Raw genomic sequence first — 13,015 nt, 5'->3', positions numbered from 1 at the left:
GTAGGGCTGAGCACGAAGCCGATGGAGCCTACCGAGGGCTGCTCGCTGTCCTTGATGCCGTCTCCGTTGCCGTCTCCGGGGGTGGTGTTGCCGCCGGGGCCAGGGATGCCGGGTGTCTGGTCTTCCACGGTGGGAGGGATGCCGTCGTTGTCGGGCACGCCTGGGGTGGGTGGGGTCGGCGGGACTGGCGTGGGCGGGGTCGGCTCTGGTTCGGGGTCTGGAATGGCCGGGGTGAGGTTTGTGGCGGACGTGGCGGCGAAGCTGGCCGCATCGTTGCCTGCTGCGTCCTGAATGGCGTTGTTGTCGTTGCCTGCCGTGGGGTCCGTGTAGGCCACCGTGACCGCCTGGCCTGACACCACGGCGGCGGTCAGGGTCAGGGTGACGGTCTTGGCGGCGGCGTTCACGGCCACAGCGGTGACGGTGTTGGCGGTGGCGCCAACCGCGACTGTGAAGTCTGTGGTGGCAGGCGCGTTGGTCGCATCCAGCGTGGCGGCCTCGGTGTAGGTGAGCACCAGTTGGTTGCCGTTGACTGTGGCGCTGGCCAGCACGGGCGCCAGGGTGTCTACCACGTAGTTGTTGGAGTCGGTGGTGCCCGTGCCTGCGTTGCCTGCCGCGTCCGCCACGCCGGTGTTGTCCAGGGTGATGAGGTTGGTGGTGTCGGTGATGCCCGCCGTCGGCGTGAAGGTGGCCGTCCAGGTGAGGCCACCGTCGCCTGAGCTGACGGCGCTGAGGGTGCCGTTGGCCACTGTGAGGTCGGCGTTGGTGAAGCCGGTGACGGCTTCGCTGAAGGTGATGGTGACGCCGGAGGTTTCTCCGATGGCCAAGGCGGTGTCCGCGACCACCACGGTGGCCGTGGGCCGCGCAGTGTCGATGGCGTAGTTGTTGGAGTCGGTGGTGCCTGTGCCTGTGTTGCCGCCTGCGTTGGCCACGCCGGTGTTATCCAGGGTGATGAGGTTAGTGGTGTCGGTGATGCCTGCTGCAGGGGTGAGGGTGGCCGTCCAGGTGATGCCTCCATCGCTGGAGGACACGGCGCTGAGCGTGCCGTTGGCCACTGTGAGGTCGGCGTTGGTGAAGCCTGTGACGGCTTCGCTGAAGGTGATAGTGACTGTCGAGGTCTCACCCACGGTCAGCGCGGCATCGGCCACCACGATACTGGCGGTGGGGCGCACCGTGTTGATGGTGTAGTTGTTGGAGTCGGTGGTGCCAGTGCCCGCGTTGCCAGCCAGGTCGGCCACGCCGGTGTTGTCCAGGGTGATGAGGTTGGTGGCGTCGTCCACGCTGGCCGTGGGGGTGAGTGTGGCGGTCCAAGTGATGCCGCCGTCGGCGGAGGACACGGTGCTGAGCGTGCCGTTGGCGATCGAGAGGTCGGCGCTGGTAAAGCCGGTGACCGCTTCGCTGAAGGTGATGGTGACCAGCGAGGTCTCGCCTGCGGTCAGGGCCGCATCGGATACCACCACGGTAGCGGTGGGGCGCTGGCTGTCGATGACGTAGTTGTTGGAGTCGGTGGTGCCCGTGCCTGCGTTGCCTGCGGTGTCTATCACCCCGGTGTTGTCCAGCGTGATGAGGTTGGTGGTGTCGGTGATGCCCGCCGTGGGGGTAAAGGTCGCGGTGTAGGTAATGTTGTCCGAAGTGCTCAGATTGCTCAGTGTGCCGTTGGCAGCCGTGAGATCAGCAGTGCTGAAGCCGGTGACGGCTTCGCTGAAGGTGATGGTGACGCCGGAGGTTTCTCCGATGGCCAAGACGGTGTCCGCCACCACCACGGTGGCGGTGGGACGCTGGGAGTCGATGGCGTAGTTGTTGGAGTTGGTCGTGCCGGGGCCTACGTTGCCGCCTGCGTTGGTCACGCCGGTGTTGTCCAGGGTGATGACGTTGGTGGCGTCGGTGATGCCTGCCGTGGGAGTGAGGGTCGCCGTCCAGGTAATACCGCCGTCGCTTGAGCTGACGGCACTGAGGGTGCCGTTGGCCACTGCAAGGTCGCTGTTGTCAAAGCCGGTGACGGCTTCGCTGAAGGTGATAGTCACTAGCGAGGTCTCGCCAATGGCGAGCGCCGCGTCAGCCACGACGATGGTCGCGGTAGGACTCAGCGTGTTGATGGTGTAGTTGTTGGAGTTGGTGGTGCCGATGCCTGCGTTGCCAGCCAGATCGGCTACGCCGGTGTTGGCAAGCGTGATGACGTTGGTGGCGTCATTGATGCTGGCTGTGGGGGTGAGGGTGGCCGTCCAGGTGATGCCGCCGTCGGCAGAGGACACGGCGCTGAGCGTGCCATTGGCTACGGTGAGGTCGGCGTTGGTGAAGCCGGTGACGGCTTCGCTGAAGGTGATGGTCACCAGTGAGGTTTCGCCAGCGGCCAGCGCGGTGTCGTCCACCACGATCATGGCGGTCGGGCGCACCGTGTCGATCGCGTAGTTGTTGGAGTCGGTGGTGCCCGAGTTGGCGTTGCCGTACAGGTCGACAACGCCACCACTGTTCAGCGTGATCACGTTGGTGGTGTCAGTGACGCTGGCGGTCGGGGTCAGGGTCCCGGTCCAGGTGATGCCGCCATCGGCGCTGCTCAGCCCGATCACCGAGCCGTTGGCGACCGTCAGGTCGGCGGTGGTGAAGCCGGCCACTGCTTCATTGAAGGTGATGTTCACCAGGGACGTTTCACCGATGCTCAACGACAGATCGGCCACTACGATGGTGGCAGTCGGGCGCAGGGTATCGATGGCGTAATTGTTGGAGCTGGTGGTGCCCACCCCGGTGTTGCCGGACAGGTCGGCGACACCTGTCTTGTCCAAGACCACCAGGTTCGTGGTGTCGGTGATATCGGCGTCCGGTATCAGGGTCGCGGTCCAGGTGATGCCACCGTCGGCGCTGCTCAGGCCGGTGATTGTGCCGTTCGCCACCGTCAGGTCGGCGGTGGTGAAACCGGTCACGGCTTCGGTGAACGTAATGGTCACTGCCGAGGTTTCACCGCTTCGGAGCGCGGTATCGGCCACCACGATGCTCGCGGTCGGCGCCACCGTGTCGTTGACCACGTAATTGTTCGAATTGGTGGTACCCACACCCGCGTTGCCGGCCAGGTCGACGACGCCGGTGTTGTCCAGCGTGATCACGTTGGTAGTGTCGGCAATGTTGCTGGCCGCCGTCAACGTGCCGGTCCAGGTGATGCCACCGTCACCGCTGGTCAAGGTGCCAACCGTACCGTTCTGCACAGTTAGGTCGGACGAAGTGAGACCAGTCACGGCTTCGGAGAAGGTGATGGTGACCAGCGAGGTACCGCCGGAATTCAGACTGGTATTGGCGACCACGACGGTCGCAGTGGGGGGCGTGACATCTGGCACATAGTTGGTATTTTGCGTGCCCCCATTCGTGGTGCTGATGGTTGACGTCGATGAGCCTGCCGTGCCGGGACTGCTGCCGACTTTGGTTGCGCTACCGCCAGCTCCACCGACCCCCACATTGCCAGTGGACAGTGTCGCCGTCGTGGCGCTGTCCAGCATTGCCATTCCACCCTTGTTCCAGATAGCACCGATGCTGGCGCCTCCCGCGCCTCCATCTCCGCTGTTGCCGCTGGCCGCCGCAGCGCCGCCGCCACCACCGCCACCCGCTGCGATGTTGTTCGTAATAGAACTGCCAAGGATGGTGAGGGAGCCAGTGTTGTAGATGGCTCCTGCAGCGTCGCCTCCCCGTCCGCCAGCGCGGTCATAGCCGGCACCGCCACCACCTCCGCCAATGCTGATGGAGCCGTTGTTGGCGGTGGCACCAGCTCCTCCAGACGTATAGCCGCCATAGGTTCCGCCAGCGCCTCCGATGGTCGATCCGCCTTTCCCACCTAAATACTGCGTGGGTGAAGAAACGTATCCAGCACCATTTCCACCCGTGCCTGCCGTAGCAGGTGTCGCAGGCGTGGTCCCAGGATTGGCCCCACCTGCGCCACCAAACGTGGAGCCAAATCCGCCGCCACCACCACCAGCGCCGCCGCCGCCGCCAACCTGGCTACCGGCTCCACCACCGCCCGCAGCCTTGTTGGCGGTGATGGCGCTGTTGGTGATGGTGAGGGTACCCGCATTGCGGATGCCCGCGCCCAGGGCATCGCCGCCAGCCCCCCCGGTGGCATTCACTCCTATGTCACCACCATTTCCTGTCAGAAAGCCGTTGGTAATGGTGAGGTTGTCGATGGCCACCGACGAGCCAACCCCAGATGAATTGACATCCAGCACCCGCGTTAGATTGTTGCCGCTCAATGTGAACCCGCCGCCGGCTATGGACAACTTGTGGCCATCCGTCACATTGATGGCAACGGCATCCGCCGCGCTCGCAAACGTGATATTTCCCGTCAGCGTGATGATGTCGTCCTGACCATCGGTATTGCCAGTGGCTATGGCAGCCTTGAGATTCGCCAAGGAATTAACGCTGATCGTGACTAGGCTGCCGTCATAACCCTGCAGGCTTTGCGCATCCAGTACCGCAGGCGCTTCGATCTGCCCCGTGGTGATCTCCAGATCCCAGTCGCCTCCACGCACGGTACCCGCCGTGCTGTCGTTGCTGGCCGCCACATCGGCCCCCGTCAGTTGCGCCAGCGCCTGCACAAACTGCGCTCCCGCTTCGCCCGCGCCCACGTCGCAACCGTACAGCAGCAGATCACCGTTAGGCCCCAACGCGGCACCAATGGCTTGCAGCTCCGCTTGGTATTGCTCAAGGGTGCCGCTGAACAACGGGCCGTTGCCCAGCAGTAGCAAGCCTTCGTCGCCGTGTGAGACCACGCTGATGGACGCCAGCCCATGCTCCCCCTCCAGCGCCTTGGCCATCTGGGCCACGCCGCTTTCATTGGGGTCCAGGATGACCACCTTTACGCCCGGTCGGGTTGCAGCAAGGATGGCCTGCAGATCAGGCACCCGGCTGTCGATGAAGAGCACTTCATGTGCGCCGGAAACGGATGCGACAGGCGTTTGGTCAGTGGTCATGATTTTTTTGGTGAATATGGCTCTAGTGTCTATGGAAATTGCGGTAGCAGCTATCAATAACGTAGTGATTTCAGGAAGTGCCCGGTACGGTCGGTGCGGGCTTGGCGGTGATGACACTCGCGCGGCTGTTGGCCCCGTCCTGCCAAAACGACAGCTTGCTGTACTGCTCAAACAGGTCTGGCGGCAAGATGGTCTCGCGCGGCAGTAGGCCAACCTGCGCGCGCACCTGGTGCAGCCCGCGCAGGCCCAGCGCTTCATCAAACTCGGGAGCGTCGTACTTCACGTTCTCGAAGTTGTGCGCAAACTCAGGTTCGCCCAAGAACTGGTAAATCAGCGGCAGCACCTTGTGCGGTGCCTGGGCCAGGAGTTCGTAGTCCACCAGCAGCAGTGAGCTGGCATGTTCGCCGTAGAAGGCTTCTTTGAGCGCGGTCCACGGGTAGCCGACCATCCGATTGCGCTGCGCAAGCGTATCAACGCGGCTGTAGACGGTGTTGCGCTCGGTGTCGTCGCTGAACAATCGGGTGATCTCAAAGGGGTTGGCGCGGTAGCGGCGCTCAATGCTGTCCATCACCCAGGCCACATTGCGCACGCAGGCAATGAGCTTGGCACCCGGGAACAGGTCCATGAGCGCGGGCATCTGTGCGCTCCACATGCGGTTGGTGTCGAAGATGACTTCCTTTTTGTCCGCTTGGTCAGCGTAGTAGCTGTCGAACAGGCCGCGTGACAGGCGCCGGCGTTGCTCCGTGGTGACCACGGGGCCAAACTCGCTGCCCGCACCTAGCTGGTTAAGCATGCTTTTGAACAGGCCACCCACGGGGCTGGTCATGCCGGCGTGAAAGCGGGGGTTTTGCAACAGCAGGGCTGATAGCAAGGTCGACCCCGAGCGCGGCAGACCTGAAATGAAGTGGTAGCGGGGAGACGTCGAAAGACTCATGAACGATGACAGGAAAAAAATGAGCAGGACTGGATTTGCAGCAATTGCTGCACTGCCACTTGCAAGTCAGTCTGGCTGGTGTCGATTCGCAGTGCTGGAGCAGCTGGGCATTCGTACCCAGCTTGTACACCAGTCATCTGTGACAGAGGGTTTGCCCGGGCTCGCGCGTAGAGACCCTTGGGATCGCGCGTCTCGCAGACTTCTAGCGGAGTGCTGACATGAATTTCATAGCAACGCTCCGAACCGATTGTGGCGTACGCCGAGGCCCGTGGAACCGCCGCAGGAGAAACCATGGCAACTATGGCATGAACAGCGTTGGCGTTGAGTATCTGAGCGAGGTGCGCTGCACGACGCACGTTTTCAGCGCGGCTAGCATCGTCAAATCCGAGATCGTTGCACAAGCCTGCACGCAACTCATCACCGTCTATCACACAGGCAGGCTCGCCACGCGCGCGCAATGCCACAGCCAAAGCCTGAGCCAGTGTGGTTTTTCCAGCGCCGGGCAAGCCTGTGAGCCACCAGGTGGCGGCCGTTTGTTGTTTCATCGGGTTTCGTTCATTGGCTCTCACCTTCCCTGTCGCACAAGCAGGTTCTGAATGAGGCCTCGAAAGGCAGGCGCCAGAAAATTAACAATTCAGAGACCTTGGTTTTACTCAATGTCTTCTCCGCTGTCACTTTCTGATTTGCCAAACGTTGTGTTTAGCATCTAGAACATCGCCCCCTCGATGAATTGGCCGCGCGTGACTGTGGCCACGATCCAAGTGACGAAGTATTTAAAAAAGTCACGACACCTCCACCCACATAAGCAGATTCGCTTACTAGGGTTTTTACGCACATCCCCCTACAATCGCAGACCCTTACAAAGCTGACAGCCTGCTGCAGACCCGCTGGAGTACGGTTTTGGCCCCTCACCCCCTGAGTTGGAGACACTGAATGCCCGAGAACACCACGGCCCAGAACAACAACAACGATTCCGACAAGCGTGCCCAGTTGCGCCGTGCCGCTCTCGAGTACCACGAGTTTCCCAAGCCGGGCAAGTTGGCCATTGCCGCGACCAAACAGATGATCAACCAGCACGATCTCGCGCTGGCTTACTCGCCAGGTGTGGCCGCGCCCTGCGAAGAGATCGTGAAGGACCCTGCCAACGCCTTCCGCTACACCTCGCGCGGCAACCTGGTGGCTGTGATTTCCAACGGCACCGCCGTGCTGGGCCTGGGCGACATTGGCGCGCTGGCCTCCAAGCCGGTGATGGAAGGCAAGGCCGTCCTGTTCAAGAAGTTCGCGGGCGTCGATGTGTTCGACATAGAGATCGACGAAAAGGACCCCGCCAAGCTGGTGGAGGTGATCGCAGCGCTGGAGCCCACCTTTGGCGCCGTCAACCTCGAAGACATCAAGGCCCCGGATTGCTTCTACGTGGAGCGCGAGTTGCGCAAGCGCATGAAGATCCCGGTCTTTCACGACGACCAGCACGGCACCGCGATCACGGTGGCGGCTGCCATCGTGAATGCGCTGAAAGTGGCAGGCAAGAAGATTGAAGACGTCAAGCTGGTCACCAGCGGCGCGGGCGCTGCGGCCCTGGCCTGCCTGAACCTGCTGCTCAAGGTCGGCGTGCAGCGCAAGAACGTGTTCGTCACCGACCTGGCCGGTGTGGTCTATGAAGGCCGCGAAGAACTGATGGACGACGACAAGCGCCAGTTCATGCAGAAGACCGACGCGCGCAAGTTGGCCGAAGTGATGGTCGGCGCCGACGTGTTCCTGGGCCTGTCGGCCGGCAACGTGCTCAAGCCCGAAATGGTGGCCACCATGGCCGAGCGCCCGGTGATCTTCGCGCTGGCGAACCCCAACCCCGAGATCACGCCCGAGCTGGCGCACAGCGTGCGCAACGACATCATCATGGCCACGGGCCGTTCGGACTATCCGAACCAGGTGAACAACGTCCTGTGCTTCCCGTACATCTTCCGGGGCGCGCTGGACTGCGGTGCCACCACCATCACCGATGAGATGGAAATTGCGGCCGTGCACGCGATTGCCGAGCTGGCCCAGGCCGAGCAAAGCGAGGTGGTGGCAGCCGCCTACGTGGGCGAGAAGCTGACCTTCGGCCCCGAATACCTGATCCCCAAGCCGTTCGACCCACGGCTGATGATGAAGATCGCGCCCGCAGTGGCCCAGGCCGCCATGGACAGCGGCGTGGCGCAGCGACCCATCGCCGACATGGACGCTTACCGCGACCGTCTGCAGACCTTTGTGTATGCCTCGGGCACGACGATGAAGCCCATCTTCGACGCGGCCCGCAACGCCGCCAAGAAGCGCGTGGCCTATGCCGAAGGTGAAGAAGAACGCGTGCTGCGCGCTGCACAGATCGTGGTGGACGAACGGGTCGCCCGTCCCACGCTGATCGGGCGCCCCGCCATCATCGCCCAGCGCATCGAAAAGTTTGGCCTGCGCCTGAAGGAAGGCGTGGACTACGACGTGGTCAACACCGACTTCGACCACCGGTACCGCGACTTCTGGCAGACCTACCACCGCATGACCGAGCGCAAGGGCATCACCCAGCAGGTCGCGAAGATCGAGATGCGCCGCCGCCTCACGCTCATTGGTTCGATGATGCTGCACAAGGGCGAGGTGGATGGCCTGATCTGCGGCACCTGGGGCACCACGGCCAACCACCTGATGTACATCGACCAGGTGATCGGCAAGCACGCGGGCGGCGCCGACAGCACCGCACAGGACGTTCCGGTGTACGCCTGCATGAACGGCCTGATGCTGCCCGGCCGCCAGGTGTTCCTGGTGGACACGCACGTCAACTACGACCCCACGCCGCAGGAGCTGGCAGAGATCACCGCCCTGGCCGCCGAGGAAATGATGCGCTTTGGCATCAAGCCCAAGGCCGCGCTGCTGTCGCACTCCAACTTTGGCACCAGCAACAGCCCCAGCGCGGTGAAGATGCGCCAGACCCTGGAGCTGCTGCGCCAGCAGGCGCCCTGGCTGGAAGTGGACGGCGAAATGCATGGCGACGTGGCGCTGGACGGCAAGGCCCGTTCGGCACTCATGCCCAGCAGCGAGCTGACTGGCGACGCCAACCTGCTGGTGTTCCCCAACATCGACGCCGCCAACATTGCCTACAACCTGCTCAAGACGGCGGCGGGTGGCGGCATCGCCATCGGCCCCGTGCTGCTGGGCGCGGCCAAGCCGGTTCATATCCTGACGCCCAGCGCCACTGTGCGCCGTATCGTGAACATGACAGCCCTCACCGTGGCCGATGCCAACGTGGCGAGATAAGCCAATATCCGGTAGCAAGCGCTAACTTAAAACCCTTGCAAAGCCCTTCAGCGTCTGCCCAATCTTTGTGCAGACGCTTGCTTTTTGGGGACCGTTGAGCGACACTAGCGGCTCGAAATTTCGGGTTAACCCGTAGTTTCTGAAAGGTTCGTTGATGCTGAAGGCTGTAGCCACCCGGGCGCGCAAGGCAGGGTTATTGTGTGTTTTGGGTGTTGCTTTCGTGCTGTCTCCGGTCGCGGGACATGCCCGGAAATCCCCGTCCGAAAGCGGGTCCACCACCCCTATCGCACTGGCCGAGTTGCCGCCCCAAGGGCGGACAACGTATGCGCTGATCCGTGAGGGCGGGCCCTTTCCGTACGACAAGGACGGATCGGTTTTTGGCAATCGCGAGCGGCTGTTGCCCGCCCAAAAGCGGGGCTACTACCGTGAATACACCGTCAGAACACCAGGATCGCGCGACCGGGGAGCCCGGCGCATCGTGTGTGGCGGCAAGCCCCGGACACCGGACGCCTGCTACTACACCAGCGACCACTACGCCAGTTTTCGCGAGATCGTCGAGTAACCCCCTGCGGTGTGCGCCAGCCAGCCCATCCCTGAAAACGTACGCCGCGCCCCATTGAATTCCCCATTCACAGGCCGCATCCTGCAGCCTGTGAGATGCCAGAAGTTTGTGGACTTTATAAAGAAAGAGTAGCGGAGATGCAGACGCCACTTCGTAAAGACCTGGAAACGCCACTGCGTGGCGTGCGCACCAACATCGTGCAGTCCATTCGCGCCTTCCGCGTGCAGGACCTGCAGGATGCAGCCACCTCCATGGGTCACCATTTCTTGTACGCCAATCTGGCCCACGCGCAGTCCAAGCAGGATGTGCTCGACCTGATTGCCGCCCAATTCACGTTCCCATCGCACTTCGGCAAGAACTTCGATGCGTTGTACGACTGCATGACAGACCCTTTGCACAAATCGGGCCCGCAGCCTGGTTTCATTGTGGTGCTGGAGCAGATTCCAGCCACGGGCAAGTTCGACAAGGAAGCGCGCGAGCAGCTGCTCGACATCTTCCGCGACGCAGCCGACTACTGGGGCGATCGCAAGATCCCCTTCCGGTGTTTCTATTCTTTTCTGTAGCCCGTTCTGCATCCACCAGCCAAGCAGAACGGGCGAACGAGGCTAGCGACACCCAGGCCGTCGAAGGCATCGAGATCAACGGCGAACCCGCTGAGAAGATGCCCACGGACAAACTTGTGGACGTATCGCCCATGGCGCTGCGCATGAGCAGCCCATTCAACGCCGGGTATTGGCTCAGCGCCGCCTGAATTCGGTACATCCCCCTGAGCGGCTACGCCGCATCCCCCTTCTCTCGGCTTCGCCGGGAAGGGGGACGACACCCGCGCGGCGGGGCGGCCCTTGCGCGGTGTCTCTCGCACGGTATCTCGCCCATCGTCAGGGGCAGAGTTGAATCAAGCGCTTGCCACCCCCGAGGCAGGCCTTGTTTCCCGCCATTGATGCGGATGATGCGGGTGCGCTGCACCCCCGTTTTTTCCCCCATAAATCGCCGGCGCCTGTTCAATAAGCGCTGTCAGCTATTAATTCAAGAGCAATTCTGCGCCAGTGCCACGTACTCGGCCACGGGCACTTCTTCGGCGCGGCGCTGGGTGTCGAATTCACCAGCAAACTGGCGGGCTTCGAGCCAGCGGCCCAGCGTGTGGCGCAGGAGCTTGCGGCGCTGGCTGAAAGCAACCTGGACCAGTTCCTCCAGCAACGGCACCGACAACGGCGCCGGCTCGGCATACGGCACCATGCGCACGACGGCGCTGTCCACGCGGGGCGGGGGGTCGAAGCTCTCGGGCGGCACGAACAGCACGTTTTCCATGGCGTAGCGCCACTGCAGCATCACCGACAGGCGCCCGTAATCGCCCGTGGCAGGGCTGGCCACCATGCGGTCGATCACTTCCTTTTGCAGCATGAAGTGCTGGTCTTCGATGACCTGCACATGGTCCAGCAGGTGGAAAAGGATGGGGGTGGAGATGTTGTAGGGCAAGTTGCCCACCACACGCAGCCGCAATCCGGGCTGCCCGGCCTTATCGCGCAGGGTCTGCGCGAGCGCCGTGAAGTCCACCTTCAGCACGTCCGACTCGATCACATCGAGCTGCCCATGCAGACGCAAGCGCAGGGCCAGGTCGCGGTCCAGTTCGATGACGGTAAGGCGCCCGAGGCGCTCCACCAGAGGCTGCGTCAGCGCAGCCAGGCCGGGCCCGATCTCGACCATGGGCTGGCCGGGCAGCGGCGCAATGGCCTGCACAATGCCGTCGATGATGCCCTGGTCGGACAGGAAATGTTGTCCGAAGCGCTTGCGGGGAATGTGTTTCAACGCGACCTTATCTGTTGTGGTGTCTGGGACTGCTGGGAGCTAGGGACTGCACTCACTGGGGTAGCTCGCGGTACTCGACGTACGCGCGCCCGCGCAGCTCTTGCGCCCAGGTGGCATAGGCCTCGTCGAGTTTCTTCTCGCGCACCACGTTGCGTGCCATGTCACGCTGCTCGCGCTGGGTGAGCTTGGCCTCGCGGCGCTCCAGCAGCTGGATCAGGTGCACGCCGAAGCGCGAGACCACAGGTTCGCTGATGTCGCCAGGCTTGAGGGCATCCAGCGCCTGCTCGAACTCGGGCACATACCGGCCAGGGTTGGCCCAGCCCAGATCACCACCTTCCTTGGAGCTGCCATCCTGCGAATGCTCCCGCGCCAGGGCGGCAAAGTCGGCCTGCCCGGCCAGCACCCGACGGCGGTAGTCGGCAAGGCGCGCGGCGGCGGCGGCTTCGGACAACTGAGGGCCCGTGCGCAGCAGGATATGGCGCGCATGGTTTTGCACCACCGTGGTCGGCATGCCGGCCGTCACACGTTCCACCACCTTGAGCACGTGAAAGCCCGCCGGCGAGCGCACCGGGCCCACGATGGAGCCCACCGGCAGGCCGAGGGTGGAGTTCACGAACAGTTCCGGATAACGGTCTGCAGGCCGCAGGCCCAGCAAACCGCCAGCCCGCTGGCCTTCGGGCGCATCGGAGAACTCGCGGGCCACCGCCGCAAAGTCTTCGCCCGCGCGCACCTTGTCGGCCGCACGCTGTGCGCGTGCCTGCCGTTCGGCCACCTGCGCGGGAGTGGCGTTTTCAGGTACCACCACCAGCACATGGCCGAGGTTGATCTCCATGGCAGCGACGTCCGTGCCCTTTTGCTCTTCGCGCAGGAACTGGTCCACATCCAGGTCGCTGACCTTCACGCGTGCTTCGACTTCGCGTTCGCGCAGGCGCTGCTGCAGCAGCTGGTTGCGCAGCTCTTCGCGAAAACGGTCCTTGCTCATGCCGTCGCGGGCCAGGCGCGCATACAGCTCGTCCACCGTCATGTCGTTCTGGCGGGCCACACCCTGCTCGGCCTGCGACACGGCGTAGTCATCCACTTTGATGCCCGATTCGCGCGCCTGCTGCAGCTGCACCTTTTCCAGAATGATGCGTTCAAGGACTTCGCGTGCCAGCGCATCGCGCGGTGGCATGGCACCGCCCTGCTTGGCGATCTGCGCCTCGGCACGGGCCAGGCGCGAGCGCACTTCGTAATTGGTCACCGGCTCGGAGTTGACCACCGCCACGATGAAATCGGCCGAGCGCGGAGCCGTGCTGGCGGAAGGCGCAGGCAACGTGACAGAGGGCACGGCCGCAGGGCGCGCGGTCAGCGACGACGGCGAGGAGGACAACCCGGTCTTGCCCGAAGACGAGGCCCCCGAAGGACGCAGGCCCTGGGCCGCAGCGCCTTGCGCCACGAGGGATGCCAACGCGGCCGTCAAGGCCAGTGCGAGTACACGGTGATTCATGG

The 13,015-nt window shown here is 63.4% G+C and carries 9 protein-coding genes; 4 read left to right on the top strand and 5 right to left on the bottom strand.

Going from position 1 to position 13,015, the window contains the following annotated elements; translation table 11 throughout:
* From ACT531_RS04455 to cysC, 3 genes are all read right to left on the bottom strand, one after another.
* Window positions 1-4,946, bottom strand: a 4,946-nt coding sequence (locus ACT531_RS04455; RefSeq protein ID WP_476016608.1) for an Ig-like domain-containing protein, incomplete at its 3' end; no start/stop codon positions are given.
* Window positions 4,947-5,016: 70 nt separating this feature from the next.
* Window positions 5,017-5,880, bottom strand: a complete 864-nt coding sequence (locus ACT531_RS04450) for a sulfotransferase family protein (RefSeq protein ID WP_476016607.1) — start codon at window positions 5,878-5,880, stop codon at window positions 5,017-5,019.
* On the bottom strand, window positions 5,877-6,449 hold the full coding sequence (gene cysC / locus ACT531_RS04445) for an adenylyl-sulfate kinase (protein WP_476016606.1): 573 nt from the start codon (window positions 6,447-6,449) through the stop codon (window positions 5,877-5,879). Before cysC ends, ACT531_RS04450 begins: the two co-directional genes overlap by 4 nt.
* 364 nt (window positions 6,450-6,813) lie before the next feature.
* Between cysC and ACT531_RS04440 the strand changes: the two genes are divergently transcribed.
* From ACT531_RS04440 to ACT531_RS04425, 4 genes are all read left to right on the top strand, one after another.
* Complete coding sequence (locus ACT531_RS04440; protein WP_209816761.1) at window positions 6,814-9,159, top strand: NADP-dependent malic enzyme; 2,346 nt, start codon at window positions 6,814-6,816, stop codon at window positions 9,157-9,159.
* Between the two features lie 154 nt (window positions 9,160-9,313).
* Window positions 9,314-9,721 (top strand): guanyl-specific ribonuclease, encoded by a 408-nt coding sequence (locus tag ACT531_RS04435; RefSeq protein ID WP_015016365.1) that lies wholly within the window; start codon window positions 9,314-9,316, stop codon window positions 9,719-9,721.
* A gap of 137 nt (window positions 9,722-9,858) precedes the next feature.
* Entirely contained in the window at window positions 9,859-10,284 is a 426-nt protein-coding gene (locus tag ACT531_RS04430) for a barstar family protein (protein ID WP_015016366.1), read from the top strand.
* On the top strand, window positions 10,263-10,472 hold the full coding sequence (locus ACT531_RS04425; RefSeq protein WP_015016367.1) for a hypothetical protein: 210 nt from the start codon (window positions 10,263-10,265) through the stop codon (window positions 10,470-10,472). Before ACT531_RS04430 ends, ACT531_RS04425 begins: the two co-directional genes overlap by 22 nt.
* Window positions 10,473-10,747: 275 nt before the next feature.
* On the opposite strand, the gene rsmA is transcribed toward ACT531_RS04425, so the two are convergent.
* Both rsmA and ACT531_RS04415 read right to left on the bottom strand, forming a co-directional pair.
* Window positions 10,748-11,527 carry a 16S rRNA (adenine(1518)-N(6)/adenine(1519)-N(6))-dimethyltransferase RsmA gene (gene rsmA, locus ACT531_RS04420; protein WP_060987760.1) on the bottom strand — a complete coding sequence of 260 codons (780 nt, stop codon included), beginning with the start codon at window positions 11,525-11,527 and terminating at the stop codon, window positions 10,748-10,750.
* A gap of 52 nt (window positions 11,528-11,579) precedes the next feature.
* Window positions 11,580-13,013: a peptidylprolyl isomerase gene (locus ACT531_RS04415; protein WP_476016605.1), complete on the bottom strand. Its 1,434-nt coding sequence runs from the start codon at window positions 13,011-13,013 to the stop codon at window positions 11,580-11,582.
* Between the last annotated feature and the right edge of the window lie 2 nt (window positions 13,014-13,015).

The organism is Acidovorax sp. DMC1, from assembly GCF_056314325.1.
This window is presented reverse-complemented; position numbering and strand designations above follow the sequence as displayed.

Excerpts from the sequence above, each read along its gene's own strand:
- ACT531_RS04450 (WP_476016607.1), bottom strand. The coding sequence starts at position 5,880 with ATGAGTCTTTCGACGTCTCCCCGCTACCACTTCATTTCAGGTCTGCCG.
- ACT531_RS04440 (WP_209816761.1), top strand. The coding sequence starts at position 6,814 with ATGCCCGAGAACACCACGGCCCAGAACAACAACAACGATTCCGACAAG.
- ACT531_RS04435 (WP_015016365.1), top strand. The coding sequence starts at position 9,314 with ATGCTGAAGGCTGTAGCCACCCGGGCGCGCAAGGCAGGGTTATTGTGT.
- ACT531_RS04430 (WP_015016366.1), top strand. The coding sequence starts at position 9,859 with ATGCAGACGCCACTTCGTAAAGACCTGGAAACGCCACTGCGTGGCGTG.
- ACT531_RS04415 (WP_476016605.1), bottom strand. The coding sequence starts at position 13,013 with ATGAATCACCGTGTACTCGCACTGGCCTTGACGGCCGCGTTGGCATCC.